At 45.3% G+C, this 19,760-nt stretch carries 15 protein-coding genes; 7 read left to right on the forward strand and 8 right to left on the reverse strand.

The features are described 5' to 3' along the window. Nucleotides 1-157 precede the first annotated feature (157 nt). From AC1DCV_RS17560 to AC1DCV_RS17570, 3 genes are all read left to right on the forward strand, one after another. Nucleotides 158-2,161, forward strand: a complete 2,004-nt coding sequence (locus AC1DCV_RS17560; RefSeq protein ID WP_477024362.1) for a TonB-dependent receptor — start codon at nt 158-160, stop codon at nt 2,159-2,161. Nucleotides 2,162-2,187: 26 nt separating this feature from the next. After that, nucleotides 2,188-3,204, forward strand: coding sequence for an AAA family ATPase (locus tag AC1DCV_RS17565; protein WP_477024363.1), 1,017 nt, complete (start codon nt 2,188-2,190; stop codon nt 3,202-3,204). Between the two features lie 83 nt (nt 3,205-3,287). Beyond that, nucleotides 3,288-4,487, forward strand: a complete 1,200-nt coding sequence (locus tag AC1DCV_RS17570; protein ID WP_477024364.1) for a macrolide family glycosyltransferase — start codon at nt 3,288-3,290, stop codon at nt 4,485-4,487. A 72-nt stretch (nt 4,488-4,559) separates the two neighbouring features. On the opposite strand, the gene AC1DCV_RS17575 is transcribed toward AC1DCV_RS17570, so the two are convergent. From AC1DCV_RS17575 to AC1DCV_RS17595, 5 genes are all read right to left on the reverse strand, one after another. Next, a complete protein-coding gene (locus tag AC1DCV_RS17575; protein WP_477024365.1) occupies nt 4,560-5,219 on the reverse strand; it encodes a Rossmann-fold NAD(P)-binding domain-containing protein in 660 nt (219 codons plus the stop codon). 119 nt (nt 5,220-5,338) lie between these two features. After that, the gene (locus AC1DCV_RS17580; RefSeq protein ID WP_477024366.1) at nt 5,339-6,256 is read right to left on the reverse strand and encodes an AraC family transcriptional regulator; all 918 of its coding nucleotides are present in this window, start codon (nt 6,254-6,256) and stop codon (nt 5,339-5,341) included. Nucleotides 6,257-6,299: 43 nt separating this feature from the next. Then, nucleotides 6,300-7,697: an efflux transporter outer membrane subunit gene (locus tag AC1DCV_RS17585; RefSeq protein ID WP_477024367.1), complete on the reverse strand. Its 1,398-nt coding sequence runs from the start codon at nt 7,695-7,697 to the stop codon at nt 6,300-6,302. Beyond that, entirely contained in the window at nt 7,694-10,861 is a 3,168-nt protein-coding gene (locus tag AC1DCV_RS17590) for an efflux RND transporter permease subunit (RefSeq protein WP_477024368.1), read from the reverse strand. Before AC1DCV_RS17590 ends, AC1DCV_RS17585 begins: the two co-directional genes overlap by 4 nt. Before the next feature lie 5 nt (nt 10,862-10,866). Next, nucleotides 10,867-12,006 (reverse strand): efflux RND transporter periplasmic adaptor subunit, encoded by a 1,140-nt coding sequence (locus tag AC1DCV_RS17595; RefSeq protein WP_477024369.1) that lies wholly within the window; start codon nt 12,004-12,006, stop codon nt 10,867-10,869. Between the two features lie 270 nt (nt 12,007-12,276). Here AC1DCV_RS17595 and AC1DCV_RS17600 point away from each other — a divergent pair, with 270 nt between their 5' ends. Continuing rightward, complete coding sequence (locus AC1DCV_RS17600) at nt 12,277-13,548, forward strand: LVIVD repeat-containing protein (RefSeq protein WP_477024370.1); 1,272 nt, start codon at nt 12,277-12,279, stop codon at nt 13,546-13,548. A gap of 74 nt (nt 13,549-13,622) precedes the next feature. On the opposite strand, the gene AC1DCV_RS17605 is transcribed toward AC1DCV_RS17600, so the two are convergent. Beyond that, the gene (locus AC1DCV_RS17605; RefSeq protein WP_477024371.1) at nt 13,623-15,830 is read right to left on the reverse strand and encodes a glycosyl hydrolase family 8; all 2,208 of its coding nucleotides are present in this window, start codon (nt 15,828-15,830) and stop codon (nt 13,623-13,625) included. A 230-nt stretch (nt 15,831-16,060) separates the two neighbouring features. Between AC1DCV_RS17605 and AC1DCV_RS17610 the strand changes: the two genes are divergently transcribed. Next, nucleotides 16,061-16,456: a hypothetical protein gene (locus tag AC1DCV_RS17610; RefSeq protein WP_477024372.1), complete on the forward strand. Its 396-nt coding sequence runs from the start codon at nt 16,061-16,063 to the stop codon at nt 16,454-16,456. A gap of 6 nt (nt 16,457-16,462) precedes the next feature. Here AC1DCV_RS17610 and AC1DCV_RS17615 read toward each other — a convergent pair whose 3' ends face one another. After that, nucleotides 16,463-16,867, reverse strand: a complete 405-nt coding sequence (locus AC1DCV_RS17615) for an antibiotic biosynthesis monooxygenase family protein (protein WP_477024373.1) — start codon at nt 16,865-16,867, stop codon at nt 16,463-16,465. A 114-nt stretch (nt 16,868-16,981) separates the two neighbouring features. Further along, nucleotides 16,982-17,797, reverse strand: a complete 816-nt coding sequence (locus AC1DCV_RS17620) for an alpha/beta fold hydrolase (RefSeq protein ID WP_477024374.1) — start codon at nt 17,795-17,797, stop codon at nt 16,982-16,984. A gap of 108 nt (nt 17,798-17,905) precedes the next feature. Between AC1DCV_RS17620 and AC1DCV_RS17625 the strand changes: the two genes are divergently transcribed. Both AC1DCV_RS17625 and AC1DCV_RS17630 read left to right on the forward strand, forming a co-directional pair. Further along, nucleotides 17,906-18,907: an AraC family transcriptional regulator gene (locus tag AC1DCV_RS17625; protein ID WP_477024375.1), complete on the forward strand. Its 1,002-nt coding sequence runs from the start codon at nt 17,906-17,908 to the stop codon at nt 18,905-18,907. Nucleotides 18,908-18,927: 20 nt separating this feature from the next. Then, nucleotides 18,928-19,716 (forward strand): helix-turn-helix transcriptional regulator, encoded by a 789-nt coding sequence (locus AC1DCV_RS17630; RefSeq protein WP_477024376.1) that lies wholly within the window; start codon nt 18,928-18,930, stop codon nt 19,714-19,716. Nucleotides 19,717-19,760: the final 44 nt, after the last annotated feature.

Consider the following 19,760-nt stretch of genomic DNA (forward strand, 5'->3'; position numbering starts at 1 on the left):
ACACAAACGTGTTAATCAATTGCCGGAATAAGTTGATATATTTGTGTAATTATTACACTAATTATAATTTCCCTGTCTAACAGGCCACCATTGCTATTTTTTGCCAATTACGTATAGTCGTGTGGTCTATAACCCGGGGAATTTCAGTACACAGATCATGAAGCGATATTTATCAGCGACCGCTGTATCCCTGTTGTTTAGTTTGTTAGCCCATGCGCAGGATGTTTTAACACACCAAAAAGATAGCAGCCAGCATTTAGAAGAAGTAGTCATCAATTACCGGGCTAATAAAACTACGCCTGTTACCTATCAGAACATAGACATGAAGGTATTGCGCGGGAAAAATACCGGGCAGGAACCTTCTTTCCTTTTATCTGAAACGCCTGCCATTACCGTGTATTCGGATGCCGGGAATCAGCAGGGATATTCGTACTACCGTTTACGTGGGATGGACCAAACCAGGGTCAATACCACCCTGGATGGCATGCCACTGAATGAACCGGAAGACCAGGGCGCCTATTTTTCCAATTACCCGGACATATTGAATTCTGTCAGCAGACTACAGATCCAGCGGGGCGTAGGCACCTCGAAAAACGGCGCTGCCAGTTATGCCGGCAGTATGCAGTTGTTTTCACCGGACCTAAGCGATGATGCCGGTGCCACGCTGGGCATTGGCTATGGCTCCTATAATAGCTTCCGGGTTTTCGGGGAATATAAAAGCGGCGTCAAAAACAGAAAGGCATTATATGTGAGGGCATCACAGGTATATACAGACGGCTATAAAAATCATGCTTTCAATAATTCCCAGTCCGTTTTTATCAGCGGTGGATTGTTCTATCATAAAAGTACCTGGAAGATGAATGTTATGGCCGGACATCAGCAAAATGGCATGGCCTGGCTCCCGGTAGCAGATTCCCTGATTACAAAAGACCGGAAAACAAATGCCAACACAAAAGCGGAAAAAGACCAGTTTTTCCAGGGGCTGGTACAACTGCAAAACGTATGGCAATCATCTCCACACGGGACACTCACTTCCAGTCTTTATTATACCTTCCTGAAAGGTGGCTATGATTTCGATGTAAATAATTTTATCGGAGTGCCTTCAGATAACAACTTATTCCATTACGGGTTCCGCTCTCATTTTTCCGGCTTCTTCAGTAACTACACCCTGGCATACGACCACTTCAAATGGACAACGGGCATACATGGTAATATTTACACCCGGCAACATGTGGGTACAGATCAGTTGTTAGGTCAATTGTATAAAAATGATGGCTATAAAAACGAAGTAAGCACCTTCAGTAAAATAGAATATTACCTGCATCGCTTTTCGCTGTATGCAGATCTGCAATACCGGTTCTCTTCTTTTAATTACAAAGGCAGTGTGCCTTTTGAACAAATGACCTGGCATTTTTTAAATCCCAAGGCGGGGTTAAGCTTTGCGGTAACCGATCAGACAAATATCTACTACAGCATTGGAAAAACCGGGCGGGAACCTACCCGAAATGACATCTTCGGCGGCAATGATGATCTGCCGGCAGACAGCAGCAACAAAGCACTTATTATAAACCGCGATCCGGAATCAGTAATAGATCATGAGCTGGGTATTCGTATCAATAACCGCCGGCTGGCGCTTCAGTTCAACGGTTATTACATGAATTTCAAAAACGAAATCGTTTTAAACGGGCAACTGGGACCGAATGGCTTATTGCTGACGAATAAGGTACAGCGCAGCTTCAGAACAGGACTGGAATTATATGCCACCTATCAACTGAATACCGCATTCAGCTTTACCAACAATTCTTCTTTTAACTACAGTCGTATAAAAGAAGAAACGACTACCTTCCGACCCATTTTAACGCCTGCACTGATCATTAACCAGGAGGTAAGCTACCTGCACAAACGCTTGCTGCTCGCCTTAGCCGGCAGGTATCAAAGTCAGTCCTACATTAACTTTTCCAACAATGCTACCATCAAAGAATATATGCTGTTAAATGCAAGGATTCAGTATACCCTTCACCGTTATGTGGCATCTTTCTTTGTTAACAACATCACCAACACAAAGTACTACAACAATGGATCTGTGGCAGCAGATGGTACACGGCAATACTTTGTGCAGGCGCCACGGAACGTATATGTAGCTTTTAAATATAGTTTCTGATAAAAATTTTTAGATTAAAATTGTGTATGAATAAAGCATTTGTGTTTGGAAAGTTTATGCCTTTTCATAAGGGACATGAGGCGATGATTAACTTTGCTTTGTCTGCCTGTGATTTCTTAACAGTCCTGGTTTGCTGCAGCCACCAGGAGCCAATACCCGCCGCCCTCCGCCAATCCTGGCTGGAAGATACTTTCCGGCATATACCGCAAATAGAGATCCTGACCTATTCCTACGATGAACAGTTGCTTCCCAACACCTCCGAAACATCTGCTACCGTATCGGAGATATGGGCAAGGCAGTTTAAAACGCTTTTTCCGGATTATAACCTGGTAGTCACCTCTGAACCCTACGGCGATTTAGTAGCCGGGTTCATGGGTATACGTCATATTCCGTTTAACATAGAAAAGAATCTTTATCCCGTATCTGCCACCAACGTGAGAGCTGACTTATTGAATACATGGGCTTATTTACCCGATGCGGTAAAAGCATCGCTGGTGACTAAAGTAGTATTGCTGGGTACAGAATCGACCGGCAAAACTACTTTAACCGGCAAGCTGGCTGCCCATTTTAACGCAGGGGCTGTGATGGAAGCCGCCCGGGATATTGTAGCCGACTCCAATGATTTTAACACCAGTGATCTATACCTGGTTGCTGCAACACATGCCGCCGGCATCAGGCAGATGGCGTTAGGAGAAAGCCCTTTGCTGATCATTGATACGGATATTCATATTACTTTATCCTATGACGAATATGCCTTTGGAGAAACCCTGCAGATAGACCAGGGCATCTGGCAAGCCAATAAAGCAGACCTATATCTTTATCTCAATAATGATGTAGATTATGTGCAGGATGGTACCCGTTTGAGTGAAACAGAAAGAGATCTGCTCGACTTATCCCACCGCCGTACACTGGATAAATACAGCATCCCCTACGAAGAAATTACCGGTAACTGGGAGGAACGGTTTAAAAAATCGGTCATATTGGTAGAACAACTCCTGCAACGTAAAGCGGGAAATTGGTATAATATAGAAAAAAGCTGTTAGTATACCCGTTATATTTTTTCTTGCCATGTAAAATAAAAAAACATTTTGTTCGTCTACCTTACTAACCAATTAACAGATGCTCTATGTCAAAAGTGCTTTTTTTAGGTGTTCCTTCTCATGGACATATTAACCCTACCCTGGGATTAATCAGTGAGCTGGTTAACCAGGGCGAAGAGGTGGTCTATTTCGCGGCCGATGAATTCAAAGACAAGATAGTGGCCACAGGCGCCGAATTCCGCGCCTACTCAGCAGATATGAATATTTTTAAAATGGACAGTGAAGACCATGACAATGCGGATGATCCACTGATCCGGATACTTACAGATGCAGATAAAATTATAGCAGATATCCTGGATCAAATCAAAGGGATATCATTTGATTACCTCATCCACTCTGCCGCCTTTCCTTTTACAAAAGTGATATCTCCGCTGCTGAAAATTCCAACGGTATCTTCTTTGGCCATATTTGCCGGTTTAAGGGATTTTATGGAAGAAATGAATCAATCGCATGAAGCCTCCCCGGGCATGGAAGGGATGCTGAGAACTTATGCAGCGGCCTCACAAAAGCTCCAGGATGCTTATTCGGTGGGGTTACCGGAAAATTTTATGCAGATGATTTACAATACCGGAGACATCAACCTCGTGTATACTTCCAAATATTTTACGCCAGACCTTGAGTACTTTGACAACAGCTTCAAATTCGTAGGGCCACCCATTTATGCGAGAAAGGAAAACATGGATTTTCCTTTTGAGCGCTTACAAAATAAGAAAGTGATTTACATTTCGCTGGGTACGATATTCAGTAATTACAACCCTGCCCTCTACCCCATTTTCTTCAACAGCTTTGCAGATCAGGACGTGGTGGTAGTAATGGCCGCCTACCAGGTAGATCTTTCCGGCTATGATATTCCTGAAAATTTTATCGTTAGGAATTATGTGCCGCAATCAGCAGTCTTAGCCTATGCTGATGTGGCCATTACGCATGCCGGCATGAATAGTATCAGCGATTTAATATACAGTAATACACCGTTTGTGGCGATCCCGCTGGGAGCAGATCAACCCGTCCTTGCTGAAAAAGCGGTAACGTTAGGCGCTGCCATTTCACTCGATGCCAGCCAGCTTACCCCGAAAATATTAAGTGCTGCGGTGGAAAAAGTGGTAGGTGATCCTGGCTACCTTGAAAACATCCGAAAAATCAGCGACTCTTTTAAAGCAGCAGGTGGCTACCCAAAAGCGGTAGAAGAAATTTTTGCGCTGAAAAGAGAGAAGGGAATAGTTAACTAACAGCCAGGTGTATACGTAATACCCCGGAGCTTTGTTATATGTCTCCGGGATATTTTATTTTTGATGGAGGCATCAGGATTTTGCCAGCTCCACAATGTCTTTCACATTCACAATCCGCTGGTGATATCCTGTGCTGGCCACCTTGATCATGGCCAGTCCTACTTCCTTCAGGGTGCAGAAGCCGGCAGGATAAAGTGCGCGGCCAATGGGATATACCCAGGCAAAGTACTTATAGTAAGATTTTAAATTCTTTTGTCCCGCGGATGCTTTCATAAACGCCGGGCGAAACATATACGACCGTTTGAATAACTGCATCAACGCATTTTCGGTAGCACCTTTCACACGTGCCCATGCCACACTTCCTTTTTCGCTGCTGTCAGTACCGGCGCCGGTTACATAGCAAAAGGTCATCTCGGGATTAACTTTTGCCAACACCTTTCCTACGCTCAGGGTAAGGTCATAGGTAATGTGCTGGTACACTTCTTTGCTGATACCCACAGAAGATATACCCAGGCAAAAAAAGCAGGCATTATATCCCGTCAGCTGCGGCTCAATAGACGCCAGGTTAAAAAAATCCGAATGAATAATTTCACGCAGCTTCGGATGTGATATCCCGCCCGGTTTCCGGTTGATGACCAGCACTTCTTCTACATCGGGATGTTGCAGGCATTCGAGTAATACCCCTTCTCCTACCATGCCTGTTGAGCCGGTGATGATTGCTTTAATTTTCATGAGTTATATTTTGACAGATAGCTATTCATCAATAAAAGACCAGTTGTCTTTTCTATCACTTAAAAATAACATTTAAAACCTGGAACAACACATGGTACCACCGTAGTGTCGTTTTAAAATCAGGTTTTATACGCCTCAATCATCTTCCTGAAAGCAGATGGATTGGTATGGGTATGCTTTGAAAAAAACTTACTAAAGTAAGATACATCACTAAAATTCATTCCGAAAGCTATTTCGCTCACCGATAAATCCGTTTGCAGTAATAGCACTTTTATCTCTAAAATAATCATCTGGTTAATTAAAGAGATAGCAGGCATCCCTGTGCTTTTCTTGATTAACTTATTCAGATGATTAGGTGTAATATGCAATAAAGACGCATAGTAGGTCACACTTCTATGTTCATATAAATTTTTGGACACTAAAGTTTTAAACTTCTCTACGGTGATATCAGGTTTGCTTTTTAACACCGTATTGTTTTGCAGGCTATACATTTCAATMTCCTTGAAAAGCGTCAGCAGGTACAATCTTATTAGATCATCCTGTTTCTTTTTCTGATACAAATGCGCTATGCGTTGCAGCATCCGGTAAATAATTTTCGCATGGGCGTTATCTAAACCCAACAACGTCGGCCATGTAGATTTTAACCTGACCAGGTCTTTTACCCCCAAACCATTACTCATGATAAATTTATCAGAGAAATGAAGATAATAGCCTTCTGCCTGTTCATCCATACTTAATGTTTCTGTAATGGTGAGTGCAGGCACGATGGTCAGCATATTGGCTTCCGAAACAAGGAGGTCCGTATTCGACTTCCGTACGGTAGCCCCCTTGTGAATATAAATAAGATCGTTGACGATTTTCCGGTGTGGAGGCAGCGGATATTTTAACTGCAATTCTTTAGAGCTGAGGTCATGAATAAAAAAATCATCCCATCCCATGCTTTTGCTCAAATCAACTGTCTCCGAAATAATATGCAATTTCTTAAAGACTTCGGGAGCCAGTGTTTTGATTTCACGTTGCAGTTTTTTATGTTTCATGTGGTCATTCAATTTAAGCTACCGGACTTTAAATTACTAAATATTATTGCCAACCTCCTCCAAGGGCATGGTAAAGACTGATCACGGCCATCCACTGTTCCACCTGGTCATTGACATGGTCAAGTTGTGCGGACAACAGGTTTTGTTCGGTAGTCAGTACATCGGTATAATTGGTAGTGGCGCTGTATCTCAATAAGGTTTTAGTAAAATCAACCGCTGTTTCCAATGCCTGGATTTGTCGTTGGCGGTTAGCTTTCCGGTCTTCCACTACCTGGTAAGCGTACAACGCATCAGATACTTCACGCCCGGCCACCAGCAGGGATTGCTGAAAATTATGCAGCGCTATCTGTTGTTGTGCCTCCGCTGTTTTTAGCCTGGCTTTGTTAATGCCTTTGTTATATACCGGTTGCAAAACACCGGCGGCAATATTACCAAACAGGTTGATGTTGGTAAAGAAGCCGGCCAGGTCAAAGCTGGAAAAGCCTCCGGCAGCAGTCAGACTCAGTGCAGGATAAAAATATGTCCGTGCTACATTGGTATTTTCAAAAGCCGCTCTGAAGGCCAGTTCCGCCTGCGCTACATCCGGGCGATTGGCCAGCAGTTGCGCCGGTATACCCGTACTCAAGTCCGTTGGCAACTGCTGCGAGGCCAGGGTACCGCGGACTATGGCGGCGGGATTTCTTCCCAGCAACACACTGAGCGCATTCTCCGTTTCGCGGATCCTTTTTTTCACCCCTGGAATAGCTACTTCCGCGCCATAGTAGTTAGCCTGGCTCTGTACAACAGCCGCCCCATTAACAATATTCGATGCCTGCAATGCTTTCATCGTGGCAACATCATCGCTGCGGTTAATGGCCGTTTTTTGAAGGATGTGTAACTGATCATCCAAAGCCAGCAGCTGGTAGTAATTACCCGCTATGTCGGCTATCAGTTGGGCCTGCACAGCTCTTTTAGCCGCTTCGCTTTGCAGTAATCCGGCAACAGCCACCCGTTTGGCACTACGAAGTTTACCCCAGATATCCGCCTCCCAGGAGGCATTAAGTCCCAGATCATACTGCGTAGCATTGGTAACAAATCCAAAGCCCTGGGTATAGGCTACTTTAGATGGACGTACACTGACGGTAGCGGTGACAGCAGGCAAAAAGGCAGCCTTTCCTTTTTGCAGCTCCGCACGGGCTATCATCATTCGTTCCATCGCCACTTTAAGATCCAGGTTATTTTTTAGTCCTGCTGCAATTAGGGCCCGCAGCGTGGTGTCGTTAAAATAAGTTTGCCAGGGTATCCGGGCCATACTATTGCTGTCAGCACCTGCCTTGTCACGGAACAGGTCTTTGGGATCATCAGCAGCTGCCGGCTGTTGATATGGCTTCGTTACCTGGCAGGATAGTATGGTGAATAAAATGATCACGATACCAGTATATGTTACGTTCCTATTACTCATGCCTGAATAAATTTATGGTGTGCGTCACGCGGGGAAGCTGGAGGCCTGGGAATGACGCCGCTCATGCGCTCCTGCAATGTTTGAAATAAAATAAAGAGTACCGGCACAACGAAGATGCCGAAAATGGTTCCGGTCAGCATGCCTCCGATAGCAGCCGTGCCGATGGAGCGATTACTCACAGCCCCTGCACCGGTTGCCAGCATCAATGGCATCAGGCCAAAAATAAAAGCAAAGGAGGTCATCAGGATAGGTCTTAATCGTGCCCCGGCACCAGCCACTGCTGCCTGGATCATATCTTCTCCGCTGCGGCGATGCAGCAGCGCAAATTCAACAATCAAAATTGCATTCTTGGCCAGCAACCCAATCAGCATCACCAGGCTGATCTGCAAAAAAATATTATTATCTACACCGAACAACCGGGCAAATAAGAACGCACCGGCAAGCCCAACAGGCAGCGACAATAATACCGCAAAAGGAAGTACATAACTCTCGTACTGTGCGCTCAGCAGGAAATACACAAACACCAGGCATAGCAAAAAGATCAATACCGTTTGATTACCACTCGAGATTTCTTCTTTACTCAAACCGGAAAATTCGTATGTATATTGTTTAGGCAGTGTTTGCGCCGCCACCTCCTGTATGGCTTTGATGGCATCTCCTGAACTATAACCCGGTTTGGGTACACCAGTGATGCCAGCGGCAGTAAACAGGTTGAAGCGGTTAATAAACTCCGAACCATACACCCGCTTAAGCGTAACAAATTCGGCTATAGGCGCCATTTTTCCGGCCACATTCCGTACCATGATCTGATGAATACTTTCTGGCGTAGCCCTGTAAAACGCTTCGGCTTGCACCATCACCCGGTATTGCTTACCAAAACGGTTAAAGTCCGAAGCATAAATACCACCATAATATCCCTGCATCGTTGTTAATACAGTGCTGACATCCACGCCGGCCTCCTCGCATTTGGCCACATTTACTTCCAGCTCATACTGAGGAAAGCTGTTATTAAAAGAGGTGGTGGCATATAAAATTTCCGGCCGCTGATTCAATGCCCCTAAAAACCGGTACACCGCGCCTCCAAACTGATTAAGGTCACCTGCGGAGCGATCCTGTAAGGATAACTCAAAACCATTCGTATTGCCAAACCCCATTAATGTTGGAGATGCAAAGAAGATAATTCTCGCGCCTTTGATATGTGCCGTTCTACCAAAAAGCTGGCCTACAATACTGTTTACATCCTGTCCTTTATGACTGCGTGCCGCCCAGGGTTTCAAACGAATGAAAAGCGCTGCATAAGAGCCTCCGGGGCCACTGATTAAATCCTGCCCTGCCAGCCGTACGGAAGATGCAACCTCAGGAATACTGCGGGCAATGCTGTCTACCTGGTCAGCTAAAGCAGTAGTACGTTCCAGCGAGGCGGATGGCGGCAGTATGATATCCGCGAAAATAGCGCCCCCATCTTCGTTGGGCACAAAGCCCGTGGGAGTCGTTTTCACGAGCAGCCAGCAAGTCCCTGCAAATACACCAATAATCGGAATCACTAACCATTTACGCCTGATCAGCCAATACACCGACTGTTTATACTTTCCCGTCATCGTAGTAAAGGCAGTATTAAACCCCGCATAAAAACGCCGTAACATCCCTTTCTGTGGCTGTTCACCGGGTTCATGTGGCCGAAGAAAAATAGCACACAATGCAGGGCTGAGCGTCAACGCATTGACCGCAGAAATGATAATAGCAATAGCCAGTGTTAATCCAAATTGCTTATAGAATACACCAGCAGAGCCCTTGATGAAAGAAACCGGCACAAACACTGCCGCCATCACGAGTGTAATGGACACAATAGCCCCGCTGATTTCACGCATGGCATGCATCGTCGCTTTCTTAGCCGATGTAGCTCCCTGATCTAACTTGGCATGCACAGCTTCCACCACCACAATGGCATCATCTACCACAATGCCAATACCCAGTACCAATGCAAACAGGGTCAACAGGTTGATCGTAAAACCAAAAAGATGGAGGAAAAAGAAGGTGCCGATAATAGCCACCGGAACAGATATCGCCGGAATCAATGTGGACCGGAAGTCCTGCAGGAAAATAAATACAACGATAAAAACAAGGATGAATGCTTCCACCAATGTACGAATCACCTTTTCGATAGAGGCGTCTAAAAATTCGTTGGCATTCAGGAACGGTGCATAATATATTCCTTCCGGAAAATCTTTCGCGCTTTTCTTTAAGATCTTCTCGCATTGCTGAATCAGATCATGTGCATTGGAACCGGCAGATTGCGTGATGGCAATCGCCGTACAATCGTATCCATCCACTTTTGAGGTGCTGGCATAACTCAAAGCCCCCATTTCTACGCGTGCAATGTCTTTCAGCCGTATCAGGCCGCCTTTGTCGGACGCGAGGACGATGATATTATCAAATTCTGCAGCGGTTTTCAATCGCCCTTTATACTTGATCACGTATTGAAATGCCTGGAGACCATTTTCCCCGAATTTACCCGGGGCTGCTTCAATATTCTGTTGCGCCAGCTTGGCAATAACGTCCTGCGGCATCAGGCCATGAGCCGCCATAGCATCCGGTTTGAGCCAGATCCGCATCGCATAATCCTGCGCGCCGTATATGAATGCATCACCAATACCATTCACCCTTTTGAGTTGTGGCATCAGGTTAATACTGACATAGTTCTGCAAAAAATTCTGATCGTATGCTTTGTTCTTACTATAAATCTCAAAAATATAAACGAGGCTGCTTTGCTTTTTGCTGGTAGTTACTCCCGAACGGATCACATCTGCCGGCAATAAGCTGGCGGCTTTGGTAACACGATTCTGCACATTGATGGCGGCCAGATCAGGGTCAGTCCCCAGCTTAAAGTAAACAGTGATCACTGCACTGCCATCATTCCCCGCAGTGGAAGTCATGTAGGCCATATTTTCCACGCCATTGATCTGTTCCTCCAACGGAACAATTACGCTGTTCATCACCACATCTGCATTGGCGCCCTGAAAAGCTGTTTTGACTTCTACAGTAGGTGGCGCAATTTCCGGATATTGTGAAATAGGAAGCGCATATAATCCCAACAATCCAAGGATAACGATGATGACCGATATCACCGTAGAGAGTACCGGTTTTTCAATAAATTTCTTTAACATGCCGCTTATTTAATAGTAGAAGATCCTGGTTTAATGAGCATACTGTCCCTGAGCTGGTCCATTCCATCCGTTACAACCCGGTCGCCGGCATGGACGCCGCTTTGTACGATGTAATTACTACCTGCTGCCAGGTCCATCACCTTTACCTCCTCACTTCTCACCCTGTTTTTTTCATCGACAACAAACACCAGTTTCTTACCCTGCATTTCGAACGTGGCTTTTTGAGGTAACAGCAATGCTTCGGGTAGTTGAAGTGGTATTTGCAGGGTGGCACTACCGCCACTCCGGAGCATGCCGGAAGGATTAGCAAAGGTGGCCCTGAAACTAACCGATCCTGTTTTTTTATCGAACATGCCATTGACCGTTTCCACATGACCTTTCTCGCCATACGTGGTACCATCTGTAAGTACCAGCGTTACCGGGGGAAGATGATTCAGTTTTTCTTCCACCGTAGCACCAGGATATTTTGCAAAAAATTCGAGAAATTGTTTTTCATCAAAAGAAAAGTAAGCGTACATGTTCCTGGTATCAGAAACAGTCGTCAATGGAACCGGTGATAAGGAGCTCACCAGACTGCCTGTTTTGTTGGGAATAGCGCCCACAATTCCTGTCACCGGGCTAAGAATGGTCGTATAGCCAATATTGGTTTGCGCATTCACCAAACCTGCTCTCGCCTGCGCCAGCACGGCTTCTTTTACCTGCAGGTTATATGTTGCGGCTTCGAGCGCGGTATTCGTCACAATCTCTTTTTTAACGAGTGGTAACAGATTGCTTACCTGCAGGCGCGCAGCACTTACTTCTGCTGTAGCACTTTTGATAGCTGCTGTAGCCGCAAGCATTTCCTGCTCATATTGCGGTGCGTGGATTTTAAACAGTAGCTGCCCTTTTTTTACCAGCGAGCCTTCGTCTACAAAAATCTGTTCTATATAGCCATCCACCCTGGGCCGTATTTCAATGTTTTGTTGTCCTTCCAGCGATGCAGGATATACTGATCTGATAATAGCGGTACCTGTTTGAAGGGTATATACCGGGTATTCTCCGGGAGATGGATCGTAAGCAGCACCAGCCTGCTGCCCCTGGGAACAGGAGGCCAGCAGGCCGATAGCCAGCATACCCGGAATTGATAATGCAATTGTCTTCTTCATTTTTTATTTGTTGATTGAATGTTGATGCCGGGCCTCATGATTGATTTTCTTCAGCAAAACTAAAATGCCGGCGAAGAAACCATTGGTAGTTTGAATGCCATGTTTTGTACATTTCAATCATTTCAAAAAAAATGGAAAAAGACTATTAACAGGGAGACGCATCCTCCCCCAGCTGCCGGCAAACAATGAAATTATCAAGGTAGTTACCGGGGGATCACTACTGTAACTTTTCTTCCGAAGTTTCCGTTTAAAGGGAAAACCCCTCCCCTTATGCATATTTCTACTTTGATCAAGTTCTCCCTCATGGCGGTTACGGTATGGGCCCTGAGTGGATGTGTAAAGGATAAGTGCAGCAAAACCGTATTTACAAAAGTATACACGCCGGTCCTGATGTCGACCAAAGACTATTGGGCATCCGCCGCATCCGGCGGCCCCAGAGAGATTAACAGGACGGGCAAGATCTATGTTAAAGATCAATATATTTTTGTGAGTGAGCCTTATGAAGGTATCCACATTATAGACAATGGCAACCCTGCCTCTCCACAGAATATTGCTTTTGTGAAAGTGATGGGAAATGTAGATATGGCCATAAAAGGGAACGTTCTTTATGCCGATAGTTATTCGGACCTCACTGTATTCGATATCAGCGATCCCCGTCACATTTCGTTTATAAAGCGGCTGCCTGGCGTAATGACTTACCCGGTAGACGCCAGTGGTATGCTACTCGGCTGGAAGCAATATTCAGACAGTATGGTAGTAGGTTATACAGCCAGGGATACCACCTATACTTATGACTGTACCAAAGAATTTGGCGGGGATAAGCTCCTCTTTTCCAGTCCCGCTGCTTCCCAGGCATATAGCAGTCAGGCATCAAGCACTGGCAAAGGTGGGTCCATGGCCCGTTTCACCATTCTCAAAGATTACCTTTATACCGTTAACTGGGTAGAGTTAAGAGCATTTAGTCTTGCGGAAACGGCCAACCCTGTGCTGAAGCACTCACAGACCATCAACTCCGGCATTGAAACCATTTTCCCTTATGGCCAATACCTGTTCATTGGCAGCCGCAATGCCATGTACATTTACGATATCGCCAATCCGGCTATACCGCAAAAACGCTCTGAGGTGACGCATTTCAGGGCCTGCGATCCGGTAGTAGTGGAAGGCAACAAAGCATATGTTACCATCAGAAGTGGTACTAACTGCGGAGGTAATATCAACCAGTTACAGGTATTTGATATCAGCAATGTAGATAGCCCGGTAAAACTAAGCAGTGTTGAAATGAAAAATCCATTTGGCCTGGGTATCGATCACGGGAAACTTTTCATATGTGAGGGGACTTATGGTCTGCGCTTCCTGGATGCTGCGGATGTTAACCATATCGTTACTACCAAACTGGTGGAAGGAGTAGAAACTTTTGATGTGATCCCTTTTGAAAACCAGCACCGCCTGCTGGTTAGCGCCAAAGACGGAATTTATCAGTATGACTACAGTGTTATGAATACACCACAACTGTTAAGTAAAATAGCGGTTAAACGTCCCTGATATCTGTTAATGACCTTAATAAAAAACGCCTTGTAATGGAGCTACCATTACAAGGCGTTTTTTATTATAGCTGCTTATTCTTTTACCAGTTTAGTCGTCGTTACCTTTCCGTTGTGTACCAATCTTATTATATACACACCGCCCGGAATACCTCCACCATTGAAAGTAGTCTTCTGTGTGCCTGCAGGTATTTGCTCGTTGATGAGCTGTGCTACCCGTTTACCTGATGCATCATACACGCCCAGGTTGGCGAATCCGGCTTCTTTCACATTGAAAGTAATGGTAGCCGTATGTACCACAGGGTTAGGATAAACTTTTATCTGCATCGGTCTCAACTCAGGCGTACCTTCTTTGTCATTCGCTGCTGCTGCCATCCTGGCGCCGGAGGTAGCTGTTTTCACTTTTACTTCTGTGTAGCTGTTCCAGGCATTTACACTATTACCATGACCAAGAATTCGTACGTACTTGGCCGTAGCTGCCGTGATGTTAAATGTTTCCAGCGCAGTAGAGCTGCCACTACTCTCCAGGTTACTTGCTGCGGTAGTCCAGCTGGTACCATTGCTGCTTAACTGTATATCAAATTTCGCCTTCCGGGTATTGCCATTATAAAAAGCAATTTCCACTCCGGTTACGCTCACGCTGTTGGCCAAACATAATTGAATCCATTGCCCGTCACCACTGGCAGACCAGCGGGTGCTGAGGTTATTATCCAATACATTGGCGGCCACATTGCCATCGTCACTGCTGGCGGTAGCTGGCACACAGGCAGGAGCTGACCCCACAGAAACATTCACCGCTTGTGAGGTTGTCACGGCGTTGGCGTTATCAGTGGCTTTGGCCGTAATGGTATAAGTACCTGTAGTAACGCCGTTCCAGGCAAAGCTATAAGGAGAAGTAAGACTTTCTCCCAGCTTGCTGCTGCCATTAAAGAATTCCACCTTGCTCACCGTTCCATCATTATCTGAGGCGGTAGCGGTGATGGTGATATTAGCCGGACTGGTAAAGGTGGCGTTGTTAGCCGGACTGGTAATGGATACCGCAGGTGCCTGGTTCCCCGGTGTACCTGCTTCCGGTTTCCACCAGTTGCCGGAAATAAACAGCTGGCACAGGAGACTGTAAGAGTCGCTGTAATAGCCCGACTTAGCGGTTTTCATCCAGTTCCAGCCACTATTCAGGAAAGCCTGGTTACTGCTGCTGGTAACAGATGCAGCCACAAAGGGAGCCACAAATACCGCTTCTGCATTTGATCCGGTATTACCTCCGTTCAATTTATAGCCGTCTATAATGCTGGCAGGATTGCCTCCTGTTTTCGACTTGATCCAGGTTACCATTTTATTGGAAATTGCCAATGCATCTGTGGAACCATATAATGCATAGTCCATCACAATACGCAGCGGCACGCGACAGGCATTATAATTATACTCGTTTGTTTCGGGGAATTCGTCCAGGTAGTTTCTTGGAGCGGGTTCCGGTGGATTCTTCACTACAAAGTCTGAAATCAGGCCCGTGGTGGGAGAATAAGCGTTACTGAATTGGGTAAATACTGAATACAGGTTATTGATTACATTCAACCAGGTAGCGTCATTGGTTTCCTGGTAAAAGGCACGCATATGACTCATCATCCAGTCTGACGGCCGTGTGTTCAGCGCGCTCTTGGTATCCCAGTCTCCGAGATTAAGGCGGTTGTTGGTAGTAACGTTGCTGACTTTAAGACCACTATTAATCATTTTCTTCGCTTCATTCAGGTAGTTGATGGTACCACCGGAGCCCCATTGATAGTGGGCCAGGATGAGCGAATAGGCGATATCTACGTCGCCGTCTGTGGCAGAATCAAAATGTCCCTGTGCGGTAGCGTTATCGGCTACCACCCAACCCATGAGGTTATTATTTTCGGAACTGCGATAAGCCCGCGCTGTTTTAAATAGCCCATCGTAAATAGCGTGGGCATTAGGATCGTAGCCGGCCATTAATACGGTGATGACCATTCCATATCCCTGTCCTTCTGAAGAACCAAGTGGCGTATAGCCATCAGCGCCACCCGTAATGTCGCCTTTTACATAATAACCACCTGGCAGGGAACTCAGGTTGTTTTTCAGATACTTGGATTTCCAATAGTCATAATAACTGCTCACGCTGGCGTTCATAGCTGCCTGTGTAACATTATTAGGTTTAATACAATTGGGGTAATTGATAGCCTGTGGGTAAGGCTTGTTTTGGGCTTGTACAAGGTTACCGCCGAGACATAGCAATCCCGCCGCCAGTACAGTGTAGCGCTTAATCATAGCATTTGTTTTGAAGGGTTTTAATTCAAATTACAGTTCAGAAATTTTGGTCTACGGGCTAATTTAGAAATAGGAATTTCAATCGATTGTATAAGTTAACGTAATTTCGATATTAAGATAATATTTTTTTATCTAAAACAATAAAATAATATTAATTGCAGGCACAATAAATACTGCTGCCATTCAGCAGTCAAGCGTATATTCGTTACTGTTAAATCTGCCAAACAATTATGGAAACACCTGGTTTAAAAGGGATTGTATTAAGGACTGTCTTATCCACGATGATCAGCTGTAGTGTTGTTTCACTGTTGTGGCTCGAAATAGTGGAAATCGCGGGCAGGGAGATAGAGATGTATGGTCTGGGACATATAGTAATTGTGTTTTGCGCAGTCTGCATGGCGCTTTCAACGCTCACCATTTTTTTCAACAGGCTTAGTGTAGTGAGAACAAACACATTCCTGTCTCTGCTCTCATTTTTCCTGCTGCCCGTAATAGTGGGCATCCTCATAGGAACATCCATTTTTGAACAGCAGGAAATGAGGTTATTTGCGGTGATGCTATTATCATTTCTGACACCGCTGGTATATTATTTCATTCAATATAGAAGGCAGTTACAAAGGCTATAAAACGGCTTATCCTTTTGTCCATTTATTGGGCGTAAGATCATAATGTTTCATTTCTTCTATATTGTTATAGAAAGGCTTTACCAGGTTAAAAAAAGCAAAGAAGCCTTTCTCTTTTCTGAATAACTGTAAATGATCTTGCTGAGAAGTCCAGTGAATGATCACGATATAATGATTGGGTTCTTCATTGCCATGGATAACCTGGTATCCCAGGCAGTAGGGAGATGCCTGCAGGTATTGCCCGGCGTCCTGGTATGCTTTTTCAAAATTACTCCGTTCCGTTGCCGGCACATTATACCGGATAATTTCTGTTGAATAATTTTTGTCGGAGGCTTTTGACGGACTGGTTTGTGCAAAAGCATTCATACATGATAACTGGATAAAGAAAATGGTAATCGTCAGTAATGTTTTCATATGCTGATAAATATTTTATGGAGATGAAGGTAGACCGGATCATTCCCTCAATCAATAACTTACCAAAAAGTAGGCTGCTTATCGATCTAACATGCTCCATGAAATAGTCATCGTTCATGGCGTGTTTATGAAGTCATACAGGTCTTTGTTGACCTGATCCGCATGGCTAATTATCAGTCCATGTGGCGCACCGCGATAAGGCTTAAAAATGCTGCCGGTAATCAATTTATGAAACGTCTGCCCGCAACGAAAAGGGATGGAAGCATCCTGATCGCCGTGGATGATCAGGGTAGGAATAGTGATGCCGCGGGCTTCGGGCCGGAAGTCCGTGGTGATGACCTGTTGCTGACAATTAACTACTGCCAGCATAGAGGTTTGGAGCATCATGTCGATCGTCCATCGAATAGTGCCGGCCGATACGCCGAAGGTGTCGGGCAAATAAAAAGGATCTACATTTTCATATAGCCAATCAAGGTAGCCGACAGAAATAGTGGCCAGGAAATTATTTAACTGACTCATATCGATACCTTCGGGGTTATCAGCTGCTTTGGGAAGATAATCTGCAGCGCCCAGTAATGCCAGCCGGGAAACCCTGCCCGAACTGCCATGCCTGCTGAAACAGCGTAGGACTACTCCCCCTCCCATGCTGTGACCCACCAGGGCAACATCCTGCAGGTCCAGCTTTTCCAGGAGATCATGCAGGTCATCTGCCAGCGTATCAAAATCATAGCCATAGCCAGGATCATCGGACCGCCCATGTCCCCGGATGTCACAGGCGATACAACGCAAACCCTGCGCCCGGAGATGGATCATGGTGTATTGCCAGAAAGTGGAATTCATCCCCCAGGCATGTACGAAAACAACAGGTTTACCCTGTCCCCAGTCGTTATAAAAAAGTGTTGTTCCATCATTTGTTGTAAGGAAAGACATCGTTTTTTTTTTGAAGTAAAGATCCGCTGCCGCGTTATGATAATGGTTATCTTTAAGCGCCATTAAATTGTCTTTTGCTGCCACCTGGATCATTGGAAAATCATCATCATGGAAAATCATTCAAAGCAACTCGCACTGAGTTTGTTGGCCTATGCAGCCCAGCGGGATCTGTCACCTGAAAGGGTATGCAGGGCTGCGGGTATTGAGTGGGAAAAGGTAAACGATGAAACAATGTCGTTTTCGTCTGAACAGATAGGACAGCTATGGTTGAATACCATCGAAATGAGCGGAGATCCTTTTATTGGATTACATTTCGGTGAATCCCTGCAGCTATCGGCCCTCGGCATTGTGGGGGAAGTCATCAAAACCAGTGCTACTGTGGGAGATGCCCTTGAACTGGCACTTTCTATTCTTCCCACTGTTACCACCGCTTTCACCGCCACTATTACCCATCACAAAGATACTTTTACGGTAGCACTGCTGCCTGCTAAAACAGATTGGCAGCAATCTGTTACCTCCAGGCAAACGCTGGACCTGCTGATGATATTCCTCATCCATGAACTGGATGGATTATTGCTGAAAAAAGTTGTACCGACACATGTTGGGTACTGGCGGCAGGTACCCGATTGGAGAGAATACGAACGGGTGCTTCGGTGCAGACCCAACATTACACCAGGTGTAAATACCGTTACTTTCGATCATCGTTACTGGCAGGAGCGGATCATTACGGCCAACCATCGGTTACAGCAGATATTGCTGCGTGATTTTGTGAAAGTGAATGTGGAGCCCACGTCTTTACGTGCGCGTGTGCATGAGTACCTGGTAAGAAATTCCTATTTAGGAATTGTTTCACTCGAGGAAACGGCTGCCAATTTCAATCTGAGTGTGAGAACATTACAACGCCGGTTAAAAGAAGAAGAAGCGTCCTTTGAAATACTGGTGGATGAAGTCAGGAAATCACTGGCCACCAACTACCTGAAATCAGGAACTTACCCGGTAAAAGAGATTTCCTGGATGCTAGGCTATCATGATCTTGGAAATTTCACCCGCAGCTTTAAACGATGGACCGGTATGACGCCTTCTGCCTATCAAAACATTTCTAAAGGATAATAATATATAAATCAGTATAGATGCGCAGATTGAAGGAAGGGAATTTTTTAGGCGAGGCACATGCCGCGTTTCACCGGGAAGGCCTTATTGTGAGCCAGACGGTATATCACGAGCCCGTATACCAGGGCTGGCATTGCCATGAACATCATCACCTGTCACTGCTGATAAAAGGTGGCAACAGGGAGCAACGCTCCCACAAAGAACAGGAAGTGAGCGCAGGCAGCCTCCTTTTTTATAACAGCGGGGAGCGGCATAAAAACAACCATACCCAGCATCCCTCTAAAAATATCAATATTGAGATTCCGGAAACTTTCCTGGCACAGCATGGATTACAATTCAGCGTGCTGGAAAAGTTTCCGGAACAACAAACGGAGATGAAATATGCGTTGTTGAAAATATACAGGGAATGCCTTGTGGCAGATACCTTGACAGACACCGCTATTCAGTCACTGCTACTACCTGTTTTTGCGGCAACGCCTGCACGAAAAAAAGCGATGCCACCCTGGCTGCAGCAATTAAAAACGTTGTTGCATGACCGTTGGAATGAAACACTTTCCTTACCGGAAATGTCTGTTATCCTGGGCGTTCATCCCGTCACTATTTCCAAATACTTTCGGGTATATTTTAATTGTTCGCTGGGGGAATATATCCGGGAGATAAAGATAGGCAAGGCCATGCAAATGATGCAGACTTCCTCCCTGTCACTGACCGCCATTGCTTATTCCTGCGGATTTTTTGATCAGAGCCATTTTATTCGCACTTTCAAACTGGTGACAGGCTTTCTGCCCAAACAATTTCAACAATTATAACACGCGCTAATTTTATACTATTTTATAATTACAGCAGCATCGAT

Source organism: Chitinophaga sp. 10T418 (assembly GCF_056394125.1).

Coding starts and splice junctions, on each gene's coding strand:
- AC1DCV_RS17560 (WP_477024362.1), top strand. CDS start 158: ATGAAGCGATATTTATCAGCGACCGCTGTATCCCTGTTGTTTAGTTTG.
- AC1DCV_RS17565 (WP_477024363.1), top strand. CDS start 2,188: ATGAATAAAGCATTTGTGTTTGGAAAGTTTATGCCTTTTCATAAGGGA.
- AC1DCV_RS17570 (WP_477024364.1), top strand. CDS start 3,288: ATGTCAAAAGTGCTTTTTTTAGGTGTTCCTTCTCATGGACATATTAAC.
- AC1DCV_RS17575 (WP_477024365.1), bottom strand. CDS start 5,219: ATGAAAATTAAAGCAATCATCACCGGCTCAACAGGCATGGTAGGAGAA.
- AC1DCV_RS17585 (WP_477024367.1), bottom strand. CDS start 7,697: ATGAGTAATAGGAACGTAACATATACTGGTATCGTGATCATTTTATTC.
- AC1DCV_RS17590 (WP_477024368.1), bottom strand. CDS start 10,861: ATGTTAAAGAAATTTATTGAAAAACCGGTACTCTCTACGGTGATATCG.
- AC1DCV_RS17595 (WP_477024369.1), bottom strand. CDS start 12,006: ATGAAGAAGACAATTGCATTATCAATTCCGGGTATGCTGGCTATCGGC.
- AC1DCV_RS17600 (WP_477024370.1), top strand. CDS start 12,277: ATGCATATTTCTACTTTGATCAAGTTCTCCCTCATGGCGGTTACGGTA.
- AC1DCV_RS17605 (WP_477024371.1), bottom strand. CDS start 15,830: ATGATTAAGCGCTACACTGTACTGGCGGCGGGATTGCTATGTCTCGGC.
- AC1DCV_RS17610 (WP_477024372.1), top strand. CDS start 16,061: ATGGAAACACCTGGTTTAAAAGGGATTGTATTAAGGACTGTCTTATCC.
- AC1DCV_RS17615 (WP_477024373.1), bottom strand. CDS start 16,867: ATGAAAACATTACTGACGATTACCATTTTCTTTATCCAGTTATCATGT.
- AC1DCV_RS17620 (WP_477024374.1), bottom strand. CDS start 17,797: ATGTCTTTCCTTACAACAAATGATGGAACAACACTTTTTTATAACGAC.
- AC1DCV_RS17625 (WP_477024375.1), top strand. CDS start 17,906: ATGGAAAATCATTCAAAGCAACTCGCACTGAGTTTGTTGGCCTATGCA.
- AC1DCV_RS17630 (WP_477024376.1), top strand. CDS start 18,928: ATGCGCAGATTGAAGGAAGGGAATTTTTTAGGCGAGGCACATGCCGCG.